Below are 17987 nucleotides of genomic sequence, written 5' to 3' on the forward strand. Positions count from 1 at the left end.
CGCTATGAAACGAAGAACGCAAATTGACTCCCTGTGCCAGGTGGATCGTTTTCCGGTTTAGCTTAACAGGCGCGGGGTCAGATAATACGTAAGCGTTCTTCTGAAGAGCCCACATTGCGTATCAGCATAGATGGCATAGATAGTGGGCTCATCGTTACGAACCGTTGGCAAAAGTGATGCATTCCTGAGTGTAAAAGCACATGCACGATCGGGCGCCGCTTCGCATTGAGGGCGCATGCGGCAAAGCTGCCCGTTCATGGAACCGCATTGCTGGCAGTTGCTAAGCCGGCAGAGGTCCGAACGCGCGGTATGAGTCGACCAGTGCATCGAAAAGCGAGATATCTGAGCGACTTCTGGCAAAAAGCTGGGCACCAACAATAGCTGCGAAAATTGCGCGTGCTCTGGATTCACTCTCACTTGATTCGCACACCTCCGCAGCCAGCAGAAGCTTGTTTAGCCACGCAATATTGACATCAGCAAAGGTCTGGATTTCTTTGGTCAATTCAACAGGTAAATTATCTTTTTCAGCGCCCATGAAACTGCCCAGACAGAGACGATTGTCGGCCTCAAGCGATCTTCGGAAGATTTCAGGAAAGCGATGCAGAGCGTCAAGCGGAGAGGGACTTTCTGATTCGATCATTTCAAGTGCAAGCGCGCCATCCTCCCAATATCGTCTGGCAACGGCAACACCCAGCTCGGCTTTGCTTGGGAAATGGTAGTAAATACTCGCCGCTTTGATACCAACCTCTTGCGCGAGGTCGCGGAAATTCAAACCATTGTAGCCCTGAGATTGGGCAATTTTCCTGGCCGCCAACAAAATGGCTTCCTTTGAGTTCGTGCTCATCCTGGTGCCTCCCGACCTGGTAGGATCTTTTAAACTGGTAAGCTTATTTTATAGCAAACCCCTAACGGTTGACAGGTAGATTATCAGTTAGCGCAATGAGTTCACTCCTTCCAGAGGGTTCATGCAGATGTCGTTCCATCATAATCGGGCAAGCGGCATCGACAAATGACGCTATCAGGCACAAGGCGGTGACCGGGAAAGTCAGGGAATGGCGATCCCGGCGTACCGGAGTGTTGATTGAGAAGCGCTTACTGGGCTGGCGAATCCAGCTCAGGAATGCCGCTGTTGCGATCAGAGTAGGCCGCCTGGAAAGCGGGACGTTTTGTCCAGCGCTGCCAGTACGCATCTAAGAACTCAAAACGCTCGTCCAGTGGAGTGGCATTGACCGGGAATTTCGAGAAGGCGATCGCGGTTGCCAGCGTTATGTCCGAAAAGGTCGGTTCATTGCCGCCAAGCAGCCATTCGCGGCCGTCTGAAAGGTGGCGATTGACCAGTGCGGCGTGAGCCAAAGCTTCCTTACGGCAGTGTTCGCCCCACGCCTCATTTTTGGTCAGTTCCAGCTTAAAGCCGAGACCGGTGTGCAACACGTGAAACGCAGTAACGATGCGATACAGAATATGCACCCACACCCGGTTATCCCACATGTTATCCAGACCCTGTTCCAGTGCTGTCTCCCCCATGATCCTGCGACCAGGATAAACCTGGTCCAGATAACGGACGATGGCAGCCGTTTCGGAAATGTAACTACCATCTGTCAGTTGAAGGGTGGGCGTTTCGCCCCACGGGTTCATATTCAGGTGACGCCAGCCACGCTGTTCTCCTACAGAAGACATGTCATAGATGGTCTCATTAAATTGGTCAGCGATGCCCTTTTCGTGCAGGAACAGGCGTAGACGCTGAGGGTTCGGAAAAGCTGAAGGCGAGGTGAAAAGGTGAAGTTTAGCAGTCATGGTCAATCCTTTAAGTGAGTGGCTGGGATAACTAACTAACGTTAGGTAAACAAACCTTAGCGGGCAACCTGATGTACGTCAATACCTATCTAACATTTGTTAGGTAAATCGTTTTGTGTGTCTTTCCGGTTGATACGATATCTCACCGCGTGCATCGCTGAAGGCAGGGAATAGGATGAGTCCAGAGGGTAGGGCGAATACCAAGACTGGTAAGGTCTGATACATACAGGTGTAAGGGTGCAATGCAATTTCGCGATTGCTGTCGGCAGTTCAGGGTCCGCTAAGAGCGAAAAGCGGACCTGGGATTGAGGCCGATTACGCATTAGTAACCGGACTCCAGAAGAGTTAACTTTGCTTGTTCTGGTAAAGATCCCAGCTGTTGCCGTAGATGTCTTCAAACACAACGACCATCCCGTACTCCTCCTCTCGCGGCTCCTGGCAGAAATGGACGCCTTTCGCCTTCATAGCGTTATAGTCGCGCCAGAAGTCGTCAGTCTGCAGGAACAGGAATACCCGTCCGCCGCATTGGTTGCCGATAAAGCCTTCCTGCCGTTCGTTTGAAGCACGGGCCAGGAGAAGATTACAGTCGCTTTCCGGATTCGGCGTCACAACGACCCAGCGCTTACCCGGCTGCGGCGTGTCTTCTACCAGCGTAAAGCCCAGCTTGTCGGTGTAGTACTCAATCGCGCGGTCATAGTCGTCGACCACGATGGCCACATAACCCATGCATCTTTTTTGCGTTCTCATTTCTGCTCCATCAGGTTTCAGACACAGCTGTCTTGAAACAACTTTTTAACACAGCCGAACGCTACTAGTTGCATTGATAAGTCCAAAATAATAACGTCCGCTTCTGGCACAGAGCGGACTTCCTGTGCCTTGAAATGATTCGCGGTTAACTTAATGTCGTGTAGAGGCTTCATGAAAAGCACAGGTCTCAGTAACCTGAGACCAACCCGTGGCCCGCCTACATCAGCTATTTCCCTGTCCGAAAACAGCGAGCAGCAAATGAAAATAAAGAGGTAATGTCTTTCTGACAACAACGGGAGGCAGATATGGGTTTTAAAATTTCAGGGCTTAATGCTGAACCCTTTATTCATCTTTTTAAGCAGGACGAAGACTACTTAAAACGTCACGGCGCTTTAAGAATAAAGGTAGACAGCCATCCCGGTTATCCTGACAGAATTTCACTGCGAGATATTCCTGTCGGTGAAACAGCGATTTTGCTCAATCATACTTATCAGCCAGCCTACACTCCTTACCACGGCTCCCATGCAATTTACCTGTGGGAGGGATGTAATGATCAAGGTATATACATCAATAAAATACCAGAATCGATAGTTGCCAGGCTCCTTTCATTAAGGGCCTTCGGTGAAAACCATCTGATGTTACAGGCAGATATCTGTGAAGGTGCGGATACGGAAATGCTGCTGAAGCTTTTTTTCGACGACCCGTCAGTGAGCTATATCCATATTCATAACGCAAAACAAGGATGTTACGCCTGTCTTGCCGAGCGTTTATAGATAAGCCTGCAATCCGGACTCTTGAGGGAAAAGTAAAATGAAGATTTCTGACGTTGTAAAACCTGCCCAGAAGTCCGCTTCTGACACGAGGTGGACGGAATCAGATGAACGTCAGCTAAGAGCGAAAAGCGCACCCTGACCTGCAGGATGGTTATCAGCCAGTGTAGTTTCTGAAGTTTAAACTACACATAAGATGACGGCAGATAACGATGATTCGATATGTCCCTCTGAAAGGCAGGAGTACTATAAACGAAGTATACCTACTTACCGGTTTTGCTCGCTTCGTTATGGACATTCTGCCCGATTGTGGCTGTTAATTTGGACCCGTCTTAAGCTTCCCATATCCTGACAGCATTACGGTTGCTTCATCCATCCGCTGACGGTCGAGTTTATAGAACACCCAGTTCTTGATACGTTTCGAGGTCACTATTCCGGCCTTGGCCAGGATCTGAAGATGGCCTGTCACGGTAGGCTGACTGAGACCAATCTTTTCGGTGATAAACCCGACACACACCCCATCCTCGACCAGATCGCCATCCTGCTGTTCCGGAAAATATGACCTGGGATCGGAAAGCCACTCCACCACCACGAGCCGGTGCTCATTGCCGAGAGCGCGGAAAAGGTCTGCCATTGATGTTTCAGGATTGTTCATATAGCCAACCTCCTATATAGTTATTTTCCAATATAAACTCTGAGGTCATATTATGACAAACCACACCCAAAGACCAATGGACAGTGTCACGCTGAAGGCGATTTATGCTGCTTCCGCGCGCATCAAAACAACGGTTTGCAGAACCCCGCTGCAGCTTTCGCAGGCGCTGTCTTCTCTTGCAGGAGCAGAGGTCAGGCTCAAGATGGAGAGTCTTCAGCATACGGGTAGCTTTAAACTGAGGGGGGCTGCAAACGTCATTGCCAGTCTTAATGCAGACCAGCGCATTGCCGGCGTCATTGCCCCGACGGCGGGAAATCATGGACTGGGGCTTGCCTGCGCGGGTCACGCAGCAGGTGTACCGGTGTCCATATTTCTGCCCTATTCAGCAGACCCGATTAAGGTCTCAGCAATGAAAAGCTATGGTGCTCAGGTTACGTTCTTTGAAAATATTGAAGAGGCGAGACAGGCCGCGATTGTGGCTGCGCAGGAGTCCGGCGCGACGTTTGTCTCCGCCTACGATAATGAGCAGATGATAGCCGGAGCCGGCACCGTCGGTCTGGAAATAATGGAAGACTGGGCAGACGCTGACGTCATTCTCGTAAATATTGGCGGCGGCGGGCTGGCGTCAGGTATTGCGACGGCCGTCAAAGCTATCAACCCTGCAGCCGAAGTGTGGGCAATTCAAAGTGAAGCCAGCCCGACTTTTGCACACTGGAAAGAGGCTGGCCGAACGATCCCGGTTGAATTATCCCCGTCAATCGCCGAAGGCATCAGTGGCTATATTGAGCCTGAAGCAATAACCTGGCCCCTTGTACGCGACCGCGTTGATCGTGTTCTTATTGTTTCAGAAGCCGGGATCAAAGCAGCGATGCTGTTAATGCTGAATCAGCACAGCCATGTTATTGAACCTTCGGGAGCACCTGCAATTGCGGCAGTCCTTCGTTATGCAAAAGAACTGAGTGGACGTAAGGTCGTCTGCGTGGTTAGCGGCAGAAATATATCGGGTTACCGTTATCTGAAATTAATGAATGAGGCCACACTCTGACGACACGCAGCAAAGGTGCAGGCAGGAAACAGAATAGCACGCAGCCGGTGTGAGAGTGAGAATTGATAAAATATCACGCCCCCTTCTTTACTTAGATCGATATGCGAACTTGCCCTAAAAAGCGAGGTCTGCCCCGATTATGTTACTCTGTGCAGAAGACCGGGCCTCATCTGAACGCAGTCTGTCAAAATAATTACATTGTCCGTACCTTCTCTCCGAAGCTAAATAAAATGAGAATAATATGAATAAAAGCAGTCTTAAAACCTTTCACCTGTTACGTATTCTGATGCTGACGTGCGTACCCATGTTTTTACTGGGTTGTGCCAGTGCATTATGCCCTTTTGGCAGCTTTGAAGGCACGGTTCCGGACTTTAAAAATAGTTACTGGAGATCCACTGAAAAACATCCGGCTAAGTCTGATGAACAAGTCCAGGAAGAATGCACTCATGCTGCCGACGCTGAGGAGCAACGCCTTTCGCAGGTCTATCTGCAGTTGTGTAAAACCGGCCAGTTAACCGCCGAAAATCAACGATTTGCACAGAAATTACTGGTCAATCCACTCTATTCTGGCTTGAAATCAGCAAAAGCCGTACCACAGGATAAGTCCGTTAATACAGTTGAAGCCCAGCTGAGACGGTCGATTTCTGGGAGCGATAACGCTAAGTATTTCAAAGAAAATTGTGGCTATTACATTGAAACAAACGCAGCCGAACGGACCAGCACCCTGCTGGGTTTACAGGCAGGGGATTACAAAAAGGAGGTTTTTAAACAGTGCATGGCAGAAAATCATATGGCGCTCATTGTTCCACAGACTGAATTCAGCCGGTGCAAGTCGATAGGATGGTAAACAACCCAGGCCTGACCTCTACTTCAGGTGAACAGGTAAAATGATGACATTGGCCATTTACGCTCCTTACCCCAGACAAACAGTGCTATGCAGGCAGATATAAAATTAAATGCGGGCTTTGCTATAGAATGCATGAGCCCGGAACAACATTAAATATGCTGAACAGCGTTCATGCCAGGCGGCGCGTTCGCCGTTTACCTTCGGTCTGCACTATCTGATGTATACGCATCATTCCCAGTAAACCAGGTAAGCAAGTGCAGCAGCTGAACAGAAAGCATAGGGGCTTAAAAGCAAAATATCCGAATAAGACGCCTCACATATCCTGATAACAGGCCATGCCAGTATAAACAGCCACATGAAGAGCACAGAGTACACAATACAAAAGCTCCCCTTCAGGGCGGCATCAGGATAAAATCGCTTCGAAATCATCGCTAATGGCATGCCGATTATCATTGTTCCCATCGTGGTCCCAATAATACTCATCGTAACGATGAAAAAATAAATAAATATGAGGCCCATTACCGGTGCACTGTCTTTCCCCAGGGAAAGATAGATTAAAACCAGTAATGAACCCACGAGACTACTAAATGTTGCTGATATCACAGATATCCTAATCCAGTTATCGTCAATAATGTTCGCCATAACTCTCTCTTTGTCTGAGCAGCTTTATTGATGCACCGTACCCGCTAAAATTTTCGGCACGAGGTTTGACTGCAAAACAGGCTTCAGGCACAGCATCCTCATGACGACCTGCGACGGGCATCCTGACAATAAGGACATAACGCCGCCAGTCAGTTTTTTTGGAGCAGGCCAGCATGATTGTCATCCCTTTTCCTGGTGAGTTTTATTCTACGAGCCTTTTGCATGTGCCATAAAAATTTTTAAGCATAACTATCTAATTCGAGTAAGGCGACAACATCTGCTTATGGCACAAAGCAGACCTACGTACTGCAAGGTCCGCTATGAGCAAAAAACGAAAGATCGCAGGACCTCTCTGATTGATAAAAACTTGCAACGCAGTCCCATAATTTTCCTCAGGGATTAATAAATATGCATAGCTCTCACGCTGGATAATAAGAAATATTTCAGTCAGGTCAGCCTTAACTATATGTTTTAATGAGTAAACTAACTCCGCACTTATCGTGAAGTACTAAAGCAGAGATTTCAGATAGTTTGGTGCTTAATTTTTAAACTCAGCAGGTAACTTCATGATAAGAAGAGTGGATCACGTTGGTTTTTCAGTTAAAAACATTGATGAGTCATTATTCTTCTGGACTCATATTCTCGGAGGGGAGTTATTACGCGAAGGGAAAATGTCTGGGCCCATCATTGATGAAGTTACAGGCGCAAGGGGGGCTGATGTACGAATGGCGTTGCTTGAGCTGGCTGGCATCAAAATTGAATTACTCCAATACGATAACATTAAACAGCCAGCAGAACCCTCAGCACCCTACATCCCCGGCTATGCTCACCTTGCGTTTATAGTTGAGGATCTGGATACGCTCTTGCGCAAAGTATCGGAGTATGGCTGGAAAACACCAGGTAAACCTCAGACAGTCTTATCAGGTCCCATGCAGGGAACCAGAGTAATTTATTTACAAAGCCCCGATGGACAGACGCTGGAGTTGATGGAGCACGGTCAATGAAGTCCACCTGGCATAGCCCGTTATCGGCTTATTTGAAACATTGATCTTTGCAATGTCCGCTTCTGGCACAATACGGGCTCACATCAGGACCGGCGATTTGTCCTGGCGAAAACCCTTTTCTTATCAGGCGTGAGAGTTCGCCTGGCCTCTTTCTGTCGACCTACATTCCCAGACTGGCCAGCAGGTCATCCACATCATCCTGACTGGCAGGCGTTTCTGATGCGGAAGCGGGTTTAGAAGGCGCATTACGTTCGGCGCTGCTATGTGAGCCTGCGTTATCACGGATGACCTGTATCAGTTGCTGCTCCGCCTGGTTCAGCACGGCCATCATCGCCTGCACAATTTGTCCTGTGAGATCCTGGAACCCCTGCGACATCATTATCGCGTGCAGTTGCTGTTGGGTCAGACCCGTGACACGAGGGACGTCATTCAGCAAGGCAACGGTATCTGTAGCTAATGCCTGGGTCTGTTCTTTGTCTGACAGCGTCCCGGAAGTGGCATCCCAGCGTTGTGTGAGTTTCTCCGCTTTTTCTCCCAGCTCAGTTTGCAGAGGCTGCGTGATTTCCACGCTGTTGATTACGCCCTCTGCTGCTTCGCGGGTCATTGTGACGACATAACCCAGCCTTTCACGGGCGTTCGGAATGCTTCCCGCCACATCGGCAATGGTTTTATCAAGCCCCAGCTGTTGCAGACTGTCGCGAAGCTGCCGCAGGATGTGGCCAGCACGCGCCGTAATTTCGCCAATTTCCTGATGCTTACTATGAATGTCGGATGGTGACATGGATGTTGTTTCCTGCGTACAGAGTGTCGATACCTGAGGTTATCGGCAGCTCTCGGCAGATTTTTAAATTTCCCAGGAATTTTTCCTCAGGTAAAAAGTGACATGATGACAATGAGGCGGCATTGGCTGAACGTCATCAGGCTGGTGGAAGCGAGAAATAACCCTGATTAAATCGTCAATGGGTAACATATCGTCCAGTTATAGTTGACCCTCGCCAATTTTAAATCCCCGGTAACATCGCCAAAATTAACGGCCTGGCGTTCAAAAATATACTGACGCAGAGAAGTGGGTAGAAAATCGGCGCCGTAGCGCAGAAGGGTGCTGTGCCAGAAAGGGGCGGGTAATGGGCTGCCACTGTGACGCAGCTGCAATTCATTCTTCCATTGAGAATTCAAAACGCTTTCGCAGAAGGACTGGCGCATAGCGATTGCAGTACTGTCAGGGATTCCCGCCAGCAACAACTGGCTGGGCAACGCAACCAACCGAAGGTCTCGTATAACGATTCGTTTTGCATCAAATCCAGTCCAGATCTTCGTCAATTCTGCCACTTTTTCTGGCAGTGGCTCGTTTTCGTTCATGAACGGCAGAGTCAGGGGCAGGAAGGTAAAATGGAAAACCTCCGGGGGAAGAACATCAGCAAGAGGGTCATCTTTTGTGAGCTGCTGCAATTCACCAATAAGACGCGAGGCATCCAGAGAAACAGGGGGCTGTATACCCGAGGCAAGAGCCAGCCTGACGGGATCGTAATAGTTTCCCTGTTTAATATCCCCAACTCCTGCATTTTTCGCCCAGATGGCGGTGGTGTTTTCGTTTGTTGAACGATAGAGGTTTTGCAGACTCATCGATGACAGACCTTTTGGAATAAGAATGAATACAGGCTTTTACCCTGCTATTTCTGCCCGGTATTTTACGCTATTTAATTAATTATTTAGTGTTCACCTGCCCTTAAACAGACAACGAGGGGACAGATCAGGACAACATAAAGCGGACGCATAGAATCCATCCAGTCTCTCTGATATTGATGACGCTAAAGCACGTCTGTTGAGGGAGAAAAGATGAATTTTTTTAGCAGTAAAGAATTTACTGGCTCAAGAGCATGGGACTCACTGAATATTGCCAGCTTTGATAATGTCAGTGTGAAACTTCACTGGACCGATCAGCCTTACAAGTGGCACATCAACGATGGGCAGGAAGTTTTTGCTGTCATGGATGGATGCGTTGAAATGCAATATAAGGAACAGGGCGAAGTTAAAAGCCGTGTTCTCAACGCCGGTGATATCTTTTACGCCAGTGAAGGAACCGAGCATATCGCGCGCCCACAGGGCGTCGCACGCGTGCTGGTTATTGAAAAAGAGGGCTCGGTTTAATCAGAGTGTTTCTTTATCGGGTCAGGCCTGATAATCCGTGACGAAACAGGATATCTCCTCTCCCAGACTGAGCAGAAATGATTCGCGTGAAGGGTGGGTATCTATTATGTGCGGCGGCAGCGTGTTCATAAAAGTAAAATGGCCCGCATCCTTAACCACGCAAACATCAATTACCGTTTCTGATTCTGATTGCATAAACAGCGCTTGCGACGGCGGTGTCAGAGTGTCCTTTTCGCCTGTCCAGATCTTCACCGGTACATTGAGGGATGCGAGTGCCGAGGGGGCTTTAAAAAAGTCCGCCGCAGGCGCTAACAGGAACAGTTGATTTAAAACCTGACTGCCTGCAAACGTCACCTTCTCTCCGGCTCGGGTCCACGCCTCCGCGCCGACTTGCATCAACAGAATCACGGCGCCGAGGGAGTGCCCGACACCGGCAATCGATTCATAATCATGACCAAAATTATCCAGAGCGAGGGCAAGCCTCTGGCTACGATCCAGCAGGTCAATCTTTGAGGGTGTGGGTGAGGTCAACCGATCAAAATGCGGTGCGACCACCGCAATACCATTCCGGTTAAAGGTCTGCAAGAGCGCCAGATGACGAAATGGACTTCCTCCAGCACCGGCTGCGAAAAGGATGCATTGCCTGGCCTCTTTCGCCCTTAATAGCGTGACCTCGAAATCCTTACCGGCATGCCGGATGACAGCGGTTTCCACCTTCTCGCTGTAAATCATAAAGCCGACTCCCTGCTGAAACATGAGTCCCGTGATACTAACCCATCGCGTGTGAAACGATAGTTTTTGCCCACTCCGGAACCCGGCCTTGCAGTTTTGCTGCGCTTACTGCGACGCCTCTGACAGTAATGCCGCCTGCACAGCAGGGCGCGCGCTGATCCTCGTCCGATAAGCCACCAGCGCTGGCCAGCGCGCCAGTTCAATGTTGAAGAATTTGCACCAGCCCAGCACGGTGTACAGATAGGCATCAGCAACGCCGAACGACGTCCCCATCAGAAAGGCTTTATCGGTCAGCGAAGTCTGCAGATAGTCGAACCGCCGGAACAGCTTCTCGCGAAAAATCGTCAGAACATTGTCGGGCAGGGACGTGTTAAACAGCAGCGCAGACCCCGCATGAATTTCACTGGTAATAAAGTTAAGCCACTCCTGCAGACGAACCCTCTCCCAGCTTCCTGCTGGCGGTGCCAGCTTGCTTTCTGGTTTCAGGTCAGCGAGATACTGCACAATCGCTGGCCCTTCCGTCAGTATCTGCCCGTCATCCAGTTCCAGCGCAGCGACATAGCCTTTGGGATTGATTGAGCGAAAGTCATGCCCGTCAGCGGTGAGCTTGCTCCTGTTATCCACTTTAACCAGCTCAAACGCTATTGCCAGTTCACGCAACACGATGTGGGGCGAAAGCGAACAGGTATCCGCGGCGTAGTAAAGTTTCATCTTTTCTCCGATAACATTAAAAGCGGGTAGCGTGTGTTGTGCCTGAATACACTGTGCTCAGTCTCACTCTTGCTGTAAAATTAATGTTTAATAAATTAACTATAAGCCTGGCTACTGATGACTATGATGAATCTTCAACACTGGCGCCTGCTGGTGGCGGTGGCTGATGCCAGTAACATCTCGCGCGGCGCTGAAGTGACGGGCATGACCCAATCTGCTGCCAGTCAGGCGATTGCCCAGTTAGAGTCCTCGCTGGGGTTCCCGTTGTTCGTGCGGGAGCGTCGTCAGATCGGTATAACCGCCCTGGGTGAGCAGGTGATTGAACATGCCCGAACGATGGTGGCGCAGCTCAATGCTATTCGCGAACTGGCTGATGCGCACAGGGGTTTAAAAGGGGAACGTATCCGGCTTGCCAGCTTCCCCTCGGTCACCTCTACACTTTTGCCTGGCTTGCTGCGGAGCTTTAAGCGTCTGCATCCGGACATGGATGTGGTGGTGCTTGAAGGGACTGATGAGGAAGTGGAGGCGTGGCTGGCAGCAGACACCGTTGAGCTTGGGGTGGTGATGAACCCCGCGCCCGGACGTGCTGACGTGATATTAGGACAGGACGCCTGGGTTGCGGTGATGCCTGCCAGCTCTTCGCAGGCTAGCGCGAACGGCATCACCCTGCAGGAACTGGCAGACCAGCCCTTTGTGCTTGCGACAGGCGGCTGCGTGGTGAATGGGAGAAGCCTGATCGAACAGGCGGGCCATCAGCTTACCGACGTGCGGGTAAAAGTCCGCGACTGGATCAGTGCCTGCCTGCTGGTGCGAGAAGGGATGGGGGTTGCACTGGTGCCGGAATCTGCCCTGCCAGCGGAGCTGCGCGGCCTGACCGTGCTGCCGGTAATCCCTGCGGTACACCGTGAGTTCGGGCTGGTCTGTTCACGCGCAGGAAAAGCTTCTGATGCCACGCAGATACTCCTGAAAGGCGTGCGAAAAGGGCAGGGACACCAGGCGGCATGCTGATCAGGCGGAACAATTGTCATCGCTCAGAATTCGCGTAACGGGTCGAAAAGCGGGTAAAGCTAGGGCTGATTCACAAGTAAAGCGCCTTGCTCGCCCAGCGTCTGCTTGCTTTAAGCGCTATGTGATCCCCCGTACTGTAAGGTGTTTTATCGCGGACCCGACGCATGCGATCTTTGCAGTCTTTCAGGAAGGTTTCAGCACTCTCCTGGAAGATGGAGCAGGTTAATGGCTTGCCCGCTTCGCTGGCCGTTGCCTTTTCTGCCTCATTCAGCAGTGTACTGTAAGCATCAATCGCTTTTGTCATTCCGGCCACGTCGGGATGGGGAGAGGTAAACAGGATAGCCAGGCAGCACAAGGGCAGTCACCGTCATCGCGGGCATGCTGGCACTGCTTGCGCTTTTAAACACGATCGGTCCTTTCTTTATGTGGTCAGAAATACAGACTGGAAATGGATATTCGCATTGGCTCCCTTATCAGCTGCGATGAGGGAGCCGATGACAAACGGCTTATGCGCTTTGCGACGCTTCGGCCGATTCTTCTTTCATTAATGCCCTGACCGTCTGATGGCGATGCCAGTAAAGGCCGAGAGTATTTTTAAAGGCTTCAATCTCTTTCTTCAGACCGGGTAAGGGGATCTCACTGCGCTTTTTACCTTTAGCGTTCGGCTGCTCATGCTGTAGGTAGAGCTTATCCCGGCCGAAATTACGAATGACATTGATGTTTTTTACGTTATCCCACTCCAGCAGTTCGTCGGTTTTCGGTGACACGATGCCCTGCCAGGTGATGACAATCTGCGAGCCATCTTTAAGCGTGTAAGGCACATTGGGGAAATGCTTCAGCACCAGCGCGGTTTCCATCTCACCCTCAGGCTGATAACGCCAGGCCAGGCTTTCCTCATGCACTGAAGAGAAGTCGCGTTCATATTTCTGCCACAACTGCTGCTCGATCTCGTTGGCAACCGGCATCAAATCAACCCAGCTCTTGGCCGGGAAATCGGCGGCGACCGCTGCATAGTCGGCTTCGTCAATGTTGTATCCGACGTTGCGCATCCTTTCTGCCAGCGGCGGGTGTGAGTCAAAGGGGTGCGGCACATTCTGTTCGCGGACAACGCTGATAAAGTCCGGAGACGCGACATGCTCAGGCAGACCGGCAGCGATAGCTTTACTGATCCCCAGTTCATTTTCATGCAGCGTCCGGTTATTAAAGAAGTTTCGCTCAACTTCACTGCGGTAACTGGCATAGGCGGATACTTTGATCAGCGATTCGATAATCGCGGCGGGGGAGACCAGCGTTGAGGCATTGCGATCCGCCACAAACTCACGTTCACGGCTGTTGCGCTGCCATGCCAGTTCAAACAGCATGCGATAGAGGTAGAGCGGATAGTACACGATCAGTGTTGCCAGATTCTGACCCATCAATTGCATGTAGAGGTCAAAGCGATGCAGCTTCGGTCCCAGCAGTGCGCCGGAAGCGGTGTCACCTTCATGCAGGTGTGTCAGCTCATGGACCATCACGCCATCAGCCTGCGCAACGGTGAGCTGACGCAGCAGCGGAATGCTGACATAGAGTTTACGACCGGTAAGCGGGTGTCCGTTTACGCTGAGTGGGGCTTCGGTCACGTAAAAGTTGGTATCGATGCCCGCAACGATATGATCGGGGGGCGTGGTGCCGACTCTGGCGGCCAGCATATCAATCTGTGACCAGAGTGCCGGAGCGGCTTCGCGGGTCACGACTTCACCTTCAATACTCTCTTCCGGCGGGAGTTTTTTGAAGATGCCTTTAATCATGTAATACATGCCGGCCAGCACCAGCAGGCCTACGGCCATCACCAGCTTTGGATAGTAGGTTTGCGTGAAGAAAGCGGTACCCCAGAATGAGAGCCAGACCAGCATGCCGCCCTGAACCATAACTTCCAGTGAACAGGCCAGCATCAGGAATTTGCGGGCCAGCGCCAGACTGATCACTTGTCCCTTGCGGCTTTTAAAAGCCAGCGCACTGAACAATAGCACCATTAGCAGGACAACGCCGCTGCCGATCAGCGTCCAGAAAGCCACTTTATCCATCATGTAGAACTGCCACAACTCGGATTGCGGTGCGCAGACGGCGTTTTTGTAATCCTGCAGATTTTCATCGACCGGGCCGCAGACGCTGGACGGCGGGTTCTGCTGCAAAAATGTCTGCAGTTTGCCGGTATCCTGATGTTGCTCCTGCGCATCGTTCATAAAGAACTGGGTGTACTGCTGATCGAGTTGCGCATTGCCGTATTCAGCAAAAACCAGAGTAATAACAGGTACCAGAAACAGTGTGAACAGCAGCCAGAGAAATACCTTCAGATAACCCTTTTTCAATTCCGTTAATGATTTCAAAATAATAACATCCTATATGTCAGTGAAAGGGAGAAGCTGCTGACATCAGGAAGTTCTCAACAAGAATATCCTGGCCCCGACTATGCCGTGCGGGGCACGTAAGCGCTTCAGAGAGAGTGTAATGAGTGCAATGAGATTATAATCCAGTCTGAACTCATTTTGAAAAGCCCGGAAAATATTTCTGGATGTTTTTCATTGCCCGTTCGCTATTCTTCGGGCGGCTCACGTTGCTCAGGCATAACACCGATAATTTGAGTTAAAGTTTATTATTTATTTTGGTCAGCCTCCGCCATGAAGTTTAAAAAGCTGCCTTCCTGCTGACGCTATACCAGATTTTATGTTTTGCCAGTTGCGCTGAAAAAAATTACCAGCGCATCCCTTTAAAGGGGTTCCAGCCGTTATCGCCTTTTCGCTCTTTCAGGTAATAATTGTAATTCGTACTCATGCCGTACAGTGCATTAAAGCCATAGGCCAGGCCGCCCTGAAGATACCGTGGGAACTCCATGCCCGCTATCGCTAAAGCGATGATCAAAATAACATAAACAGCCATCATAATTAAAATCAGCATGATGTTCTTTTTCCACAGGCCGAGTACAAACAGATAAATCGGGCCAAAAATGAAGGCAATTAAATTCATGTTCACTCTGAATTTTTGCCTGAAAGGCAGTTGCTTCAGTGCCTGTCTGAAGCCGGGTGAACTGGGAGCACCATAACGGTCGAAAAAATCAAAGCGGGCCTGCCACCTCGCACTGTATTCTTTAGATCTGTTCTCTTTACCATTATTTTCAGTGAGTTGTTCCATATCAACCTCCATGCTTTACACGAAATCTGACGATCACCATACTGTTTCATCCGGATGACAGCGGCATAAATGTCTCCCACCTAAACAGCCGATGCAAATGTTAAAAACAGCGATATCACAGCCGCGACTCATTCAAACTAAAATAATAGCGCAGTGCAACAAACAGCAGTGCCGCATCCGGCGAGCAATATTAATGGCACACTGGATCCGGGATAAGCAACAACCTCAGGAAATAATCCTGGCGGCATCAGGCGTTTTATAACGAATCGGGCTGATATGCCCTGAACGGGGCAGGGAGAATATTAGCACCAAAGAAAATATCGCTACAATGATAAAAATATGTTAATTTCAAGAAAATAATTTCTCGTTCCTCACCCATCTATAGGATATAAATATGATCGCCTGGAGCGGAGTCGGGTTTTTTGTCGCACTATTAATTTGTGCTGCTTATCTGCTGTGTAAATGGGTGCTGGATTTTTATTACTACGATGGTTTTTTTGTCGCGCATTTATGGGCGACAGGCGCAACGCTCATCGTTGCTGCCCTCTTTTGTGCGCTCTTCGTCTGGGCGCTCCGGCAGGAAAAATGGCTGGACTCCATCGCAACGGCGACCAAAAGTGAGCCGATGATGGCCCCCGAAAAAACCCACAACTTCTTTTTTATCCCCGTTCTTTACTGGCCGATAATTTTGTTATTGCTCGGTTCAGGGATCTGTATTTACGACCTGACCCGATAACGCCTCTGCCTCGCCGACACCCGATTCGGTGTCAGTGAAATGGAAATAGCCACTACACGAAGGAGTTCACGGTGAAATTACGTCAATCATTAAACATTATGGGTGCGCTCTGCCTGACGGCTGCACTTGGCAGCACCCCGATGATCGCATCAGCAGCCGAAGCGAAAACAGCACAGGCTGCAAACACGCAGAATCAGACGATCTCGTTGCTGGATGGCAAACAGACTTTCAACCTGCAGGGTTATGAAAAGCAGCCTGTTCCGGGCGGTGGACCTGGAACCATGTATGTAAACAAGCAGGAAAAACGCGTCTTGATCATTGGCGAAGAAGAGATCCCGCTGATTGCGCGCGGTGGCAGTGACGCTGATTTTCTTGAAGGCGGGAAGTCTATCAAAGACAAGCAGAAGCAGGCGTCACCTTCTTATACGGTGATCAGTGAGAAAACTGAGAATGACAATGGTCTGCCCGTTTATCACGTTGAAGCCACTGACAAAATGGGGGGTAATGATGTTCAACAGGCGACGCTGCTGGCGGTTGCCAACAAGAAATTCTCCGTTATTCAGGTGGTTTCAAATCACAAAGATAAAGCTGGCCACCTGAAAGCGGTTAATAACATTCTTGGTAAATAAGCCGGGACAGCGGGTCAGTAAGAGAAGGGATTACGGGTGAGTCATGCGTTTACTCAGCCGGTAATGCCTTCTCTGTCCCCGGTTTTTCCAGGTCTTAAAACATAAAAGGCCGTTTCCGGCCTCTCGTTATCTCCCCCAGATACTCACTTCAGGCCGCACGCACCTGAGGCATTTCAATATCCCTACTGATGCGTGCGCCCTCGGCATCAAATACCATGCAGTGATGCGGATGGAAAGACGGACGCAGCGTCTGGTAAGGGCGGAAATGCACATCACCCGGCAGCAGCATTTTGAAGCCGTCGTGGCCGTGGCTCTGACCAAACAGATAGGTGTTGTTGCCGAGTCGCTCAACCACCTCACAGTGGAAGTCGATGTTCAGTGGCGCATCGCCGTTGATCTGTAACTGTTCCGGCCGGATACCCAGCGTGATCTCATCACCGGGCTGCAGCTGACGGATTGGTGAGGGGAGTTGCAGCCGGTGTTCGCCGTCATTTATCAGGGCGACCAGCCCGGAGGGGCCACACTGCTCCACGCGCGCGGGCAGGAAATTCATCTTAGGTGATCCGATAAAGCCCGCGACAAAGCGGTTAATCGGGTTGTAGTAGAGTTCCATGGGCGAACCGACCTGTTCCACCTTGCCGTAATTCATCACCACAATCTTATCGGCCAGCGTCATCGCCTCCGTCTGATCATGTGTCACATAGACCATGGTGGTTTTCAGCTCCTGATGCAGCTTAGCAATGTGCAGCCGCATATCGACACGCAGTTCCGCATCCAGGTTCGACAAGGGCTCATCAAACATAAACACCCGAGGATTACGCACAATCGCGCGGCCAATCGCAACACGCTGACGCTGCCCGCCAGAAAGTTGTTTAGGTTTACGATCCAGCAGATGCGCCAGCTGCAGCGTCTTCGCCACCATCTCCACCTGATGCTGAATCTGCGCCTTTGGCAGACCGTTCACTTTCAGACCGTAGCCGATATTCTCCGCCACCGTCATATGGGGATAGAGCGCGTAACTCTGAAACACCATCGCCACGCCGCGGTGCGAGGGTGCGACATCATTCATCACCTCATCCCCAATCAAAATCTCGCCTTCACTGATCTCTTCCAGACCGGCAATCAGCCTCAGCAGCGTGGATTTACCGCAGCCTGATGGACCGACAAAGACGGCAAATTCACCGGCCTCAATATCGAGCGCAATATTTTTCAGCGTTTCTGTTTTACCAAAGCGTTTGGTGACGTTTCTCAATCTGATACTGGACATGCTAATCCTCACAACAAGATGTCTGGCGGCTAAAATGTATGACGTATAACAGTTGATCATTTTTCACGTTAGCCCTGATGGTGC

At 50.3% G+C, this 17987-nt stretch carries 22 protein-coding genes; 8 read left to right on the plus strand and 14 right to left on the minus strand.

The genetic code is table 11. The features are described from left to right. Positions 1–280 precede the first annotated feature (280 nt). The 3 genes from Q7C21_RS04160 to Q7C21_RS04170 all read right to left on the minus strand — a co-directional run bounded on the left by Q7C21_RS04160 (position 281) and on the right by Q7C21_RS04170 (position 2541). Positions 281–844, minus strand: coding sequence for a TetR/AcrR family transcriptional regulator (locus tag Q7C21_RS04160; protein WP_008924796.1), 564 nt, complete (start codon positions 842–844; stop codon positions 281–283). A gap of 248 nt (positions 845–1092) precedes the next feature. Continuing rightward, positions 1093–1794 carry a glutathione S-transferase family protein gene (locus Q7C21_RS04165; RefSeq protein WP_003851707.1) on the minus strand — a complete coding sequence of 234 codons (702 nt, stop codon included), beginning with the start codon at positions 1792–1794 and terminating at the stop codon, positions 1093–1095. Positions 1795–2139: 345 nt separating this feature from the next. Beyond that, entirely contained in the window at positions 2140–2541 is a 402-nt protein-coding gene (locus Q7C21_RS04170; RefSeq protein WP_039661348.1) for a VOC family protein, read from the minus strand. A 305-nt stretch (positions 2542–2846) separates the two neighbouring features. Here Q7C21_RS04170 and Q7C21_RS04175 point away from each other — a divergent pair, with 305 nt between their 5' ends. Then, positions 2847–3314 carry a DUF1203 domain-containing protein gene (locus Q7C21_RS04175; RefSeq protein WP_008924794.1) on the plus strand — a complete coding sequence of 156 codons (468 nt, stop codon included), beginning with the start codon at positions 2847–2849 and terminating at the stop codon, positions 3312–3314. A 313-nt stretch (positions 3315–3627) separates the two neighbouring features. Here the strand turns inward: Q7C21_RS04175 and Q7C21_RS04180 are convergent, their stop codons facing one another. Beyond that, entirely contained in the window at positions 3628–3966 is a 339-nt protein-coding gene (locus Q7C21_RS04180) for a helix-turn-helix transcriptional regulator (protein WP_003851702.1), read from the minus strand. 52 nt (positions 3967–4018) lie between these two features. Here Q7C21_RS04180 and Q7C21_RS04185 point away from each other — a divergent pair, with 52 nt between their 5' ends. Both Q7C21_RS04185 and Q7C21_RS04190 read left to right on the plus strand, forming a co-directional pair. After that, positions 4019–5011 carry a threonine/serine dehydratase gene (locus tag Q7C21_RS04185; protein WP_008924793.1) on the plus strand — a complete coding sequence of 331 codons (993 nt, stop codon included), beginning with the start codon at positions 4019–4021 and terminating at the stop codon, positions 5009–5011. A gap of 241 nt (positions 5012–5252) precedes the next feature. Then, a complete protein-coding gene (locus tag Q7C21_RS04190) occupies positions 5253–5858 on the plus strand; it encodes a hypothetical protein (RefSeq protein WP_375150433.1) in 606 nt (201 codons plus the stop codon). Between the two features lie 228 nt (positions 5859–6086). Here the strand turns inward: Q7C21_RS04190 and Q7C21_RS04195 are convergent, their stop codons facing one another. Together Q7C21_RS04195 and Q7C21_RS04200 are read right to left on the minus strand one after the other, a co-directional pair. Next, positions 6087–6500, minus strand: coding sequence for a hypothetical protein (locus tag Q7C21_RS04195; RefSeq protein ID WP_008924792.1), 414 nt, complete (start codon positions 6498–6500; stop codon positions 6087–6089). Further along, positions 6484–6684 (minus strand): hypothetical protein, encoded by a 201-nt coding sequence (locus Q7C21_RS04200; protein WP_008924791.1) that lies wholly within the window; start codon positions 6682–6684, stop codon positions 6484–6486. Before Q7C21_RS04200 ends, Q7C21_RS04195 begins: the two co-directional genes overlap by 17 nt. 382 nt (positions 6685–7066) lie before the next feature. On the opposite strand from Q7C21_RS04200, the gene Q7C21_RS04205 reads away from it, so the two are divergent. Continuing rightward, positions 7067–7504, plus strand: coding sequence for a VOC family protein (locus Q7C21_RS04205; RefSeq protein ID WP_008924790.1), 438 nt, complete (start codon positions 7067–7069; stop codon positions 7502–7504). 160 nt (positions 7505–7664) lie between these two features. Here the strand turns inward: Q7C21_RS04205 and Q7C21_RS04210 are convergent, their stop codons facing one another. Together Q7C21_RS04210 and Q7C21_RS04215 are read right to left on the minus strand one after the other, a co-directional pair. Further along, positions 7665–8285 (minus strand): protein phosphatase CheZ, encoded by a 621-nt coding sequence (locus tag Q7C21_RS04210; RefSeq protein WP_003851694.1) that lies wholly within the window; start codon positions 8283–8285, stop codon positions 7665–7667. A 167-nt stretch (positions 8286–8452) separates the two neighbouring features. Next, positions 8453–9127 carry a hypothetical protein gene (locus Q7C21_RS04215; protein ID WP_375150434.1) on the minus strand — a complete coding sequence of 225 codons (675 nt, stop codon included), beginning with the start codon at positions 9125–9127 and terminating at the stop codon, positions 8453–8455. Positions 9128–9340: 213 nt separating this feature from the next. Between Q7C21_RS04215 and Q7C21_RS04220 the strand changes: the two genes are divergently transcribed. Beyond that, a complete protein-coding gene (locus Q7C21_RS04220; protein WP_375150435.1) occupies positions 9341–9652 on the plus strand; it encodes a cupin in 312 nt (103 codons plus the stop codon). A 21-nt stretch (positions 9653–9673) separates the two neighbouring features. Here Q7C21_RS04220 and Q7C21_RS04225 read toward each other — a convergent pair whose 3' ends face one another. Both Q7C21_RS04225 and gstA read right to left on the minus strand, forming a co-directional pair. Further along, entirely contained in the window at positions 9674–10384 is a 711-nt protein-coding gene (locus tag Q7C21_RS04225) for an alpha/beta hydrolase (RefSeq protein ID WP_375150436.1), read from the minus strand. A 105-nt stretch (positions 10385–10489) separates the two neighbouring features. Next, positions 10490–11095 carry a glutathione transferase GstA gene (gstA, locus tag Q7C21_RS04230; RefSeq protein WP_140915962.1) on the minus strand — a complete coding sequence of 202 codons (606 nt, stop codon included), beginning with the start codon at positions 11093–11095 and terminating at the stop codon, positions 10490–10492. 123 nt (positions 11096–11218) lie between these two features. Here gstA and Q7C21_RS04235 point away from each other — a divergent pair, with 123 nt between their 5' ends. Continuing rightward, entirely contained in the window at positions 11219–12103 is an 885-nt protein-coding gene (locus tag Q7C21_RS04235) for a LysR family transcriptional regulator (protein WP_181405308.1), read from the plus strand. Positions 12104–12173: 70 nt separating this feature from the next. Here the strand turns inward: Q7C21_RS04235 and Q7C21_RS04240 are convergent, their stop codons facing one another. The 3 genes from Q7C21_RS04240 to Q7C21_RS04250 form a co-directional block, all read right to left on the minus strand. Further along, the gene (locus Q7C21_RS04240; protein ID WP_258317756.1) at positions 12174–12416 is read right to left on the minus strand and encodes a YiiG family protein; all 243 of its coding nucleotides are present in this window, start codon (positions 12414–12416) and stop codon (positions 12174–12176) included. Between the two features lie 193 nt (positions 12417–12609). Next, positions 12610–14469 (minus strand): M48 family metallopeptidase, encoded by a 1860-nt coding sequence (locus Q7C21_RS04245; RefSeq protein ID WP_375150437.1) that lies wholly within the window; start codon positions 14467–14469, stop codon positions 12610–12612. 364 nt (positions 14470–14833) lie between these two features. Continuing rightward, entirely contained in the window at positions 14834–15271 is a 438-nt protein-coding gene (locus tag Q7C21_RS04250) for a DUF2628 domain-containing protein (RefSeq protein WP_033762506.1), read from the minus strand. Positions 15272–15665: 394 nt separating this feature from the next. Between Q7C21_RS04250 and Q7C21_RS04255 the strand changes: the two genes are divergently transcribed. Then, positions 15666–16007: a hypothetical protein gene (locus Q7C21_RS04255; RefSeq protein ID WP_003851674.1), complete on the plus strand. Its 342-nt coding sequence runs from the start codon at positions 15666–15668 to the stop codon at positions 16005–16007. A 71-nt stretch (positions 16008–16078) separates the two neighbouring features. Further along, on the plus strand, positions 16079–16636 hold the full coding sequence (locus Q7C21_RS04260) for a hypothetical protein (protein ID WP_140033817.1): 558 nt from the start codon (positions 16079–16081) through the stop codon (positions 16634–16636). Between the two features lie 148 nt (positions 16637–16784). Here the strand turns inward: Q7C21_RS04260 and Q7C21_RS04265 are convergent, their stop codons facing one another. Then, positions 16785–17963 (minus strand): ABC transporter ATP-binding protein, encoded by a 1179-nt coding sequence (locus tag Q7C21_RS04265; RefSeq protein ID WP_375150438.1) that lies wholly within the window; start codon positions 17961–17963, stop codon positions 16785–16787. Positions 17964–17987 lie beyond the last annotated feature (24 nt).

The organism is Pantoea sp. ANP04, assembly GCF_041982285.1.
Classification (GTDB): Bacteria; Pseudomonadota; Gammaproteobacteria; order Enterobacterales; family Enterobacteriaceae; genus Pantoea; species Pantoea eucalypti.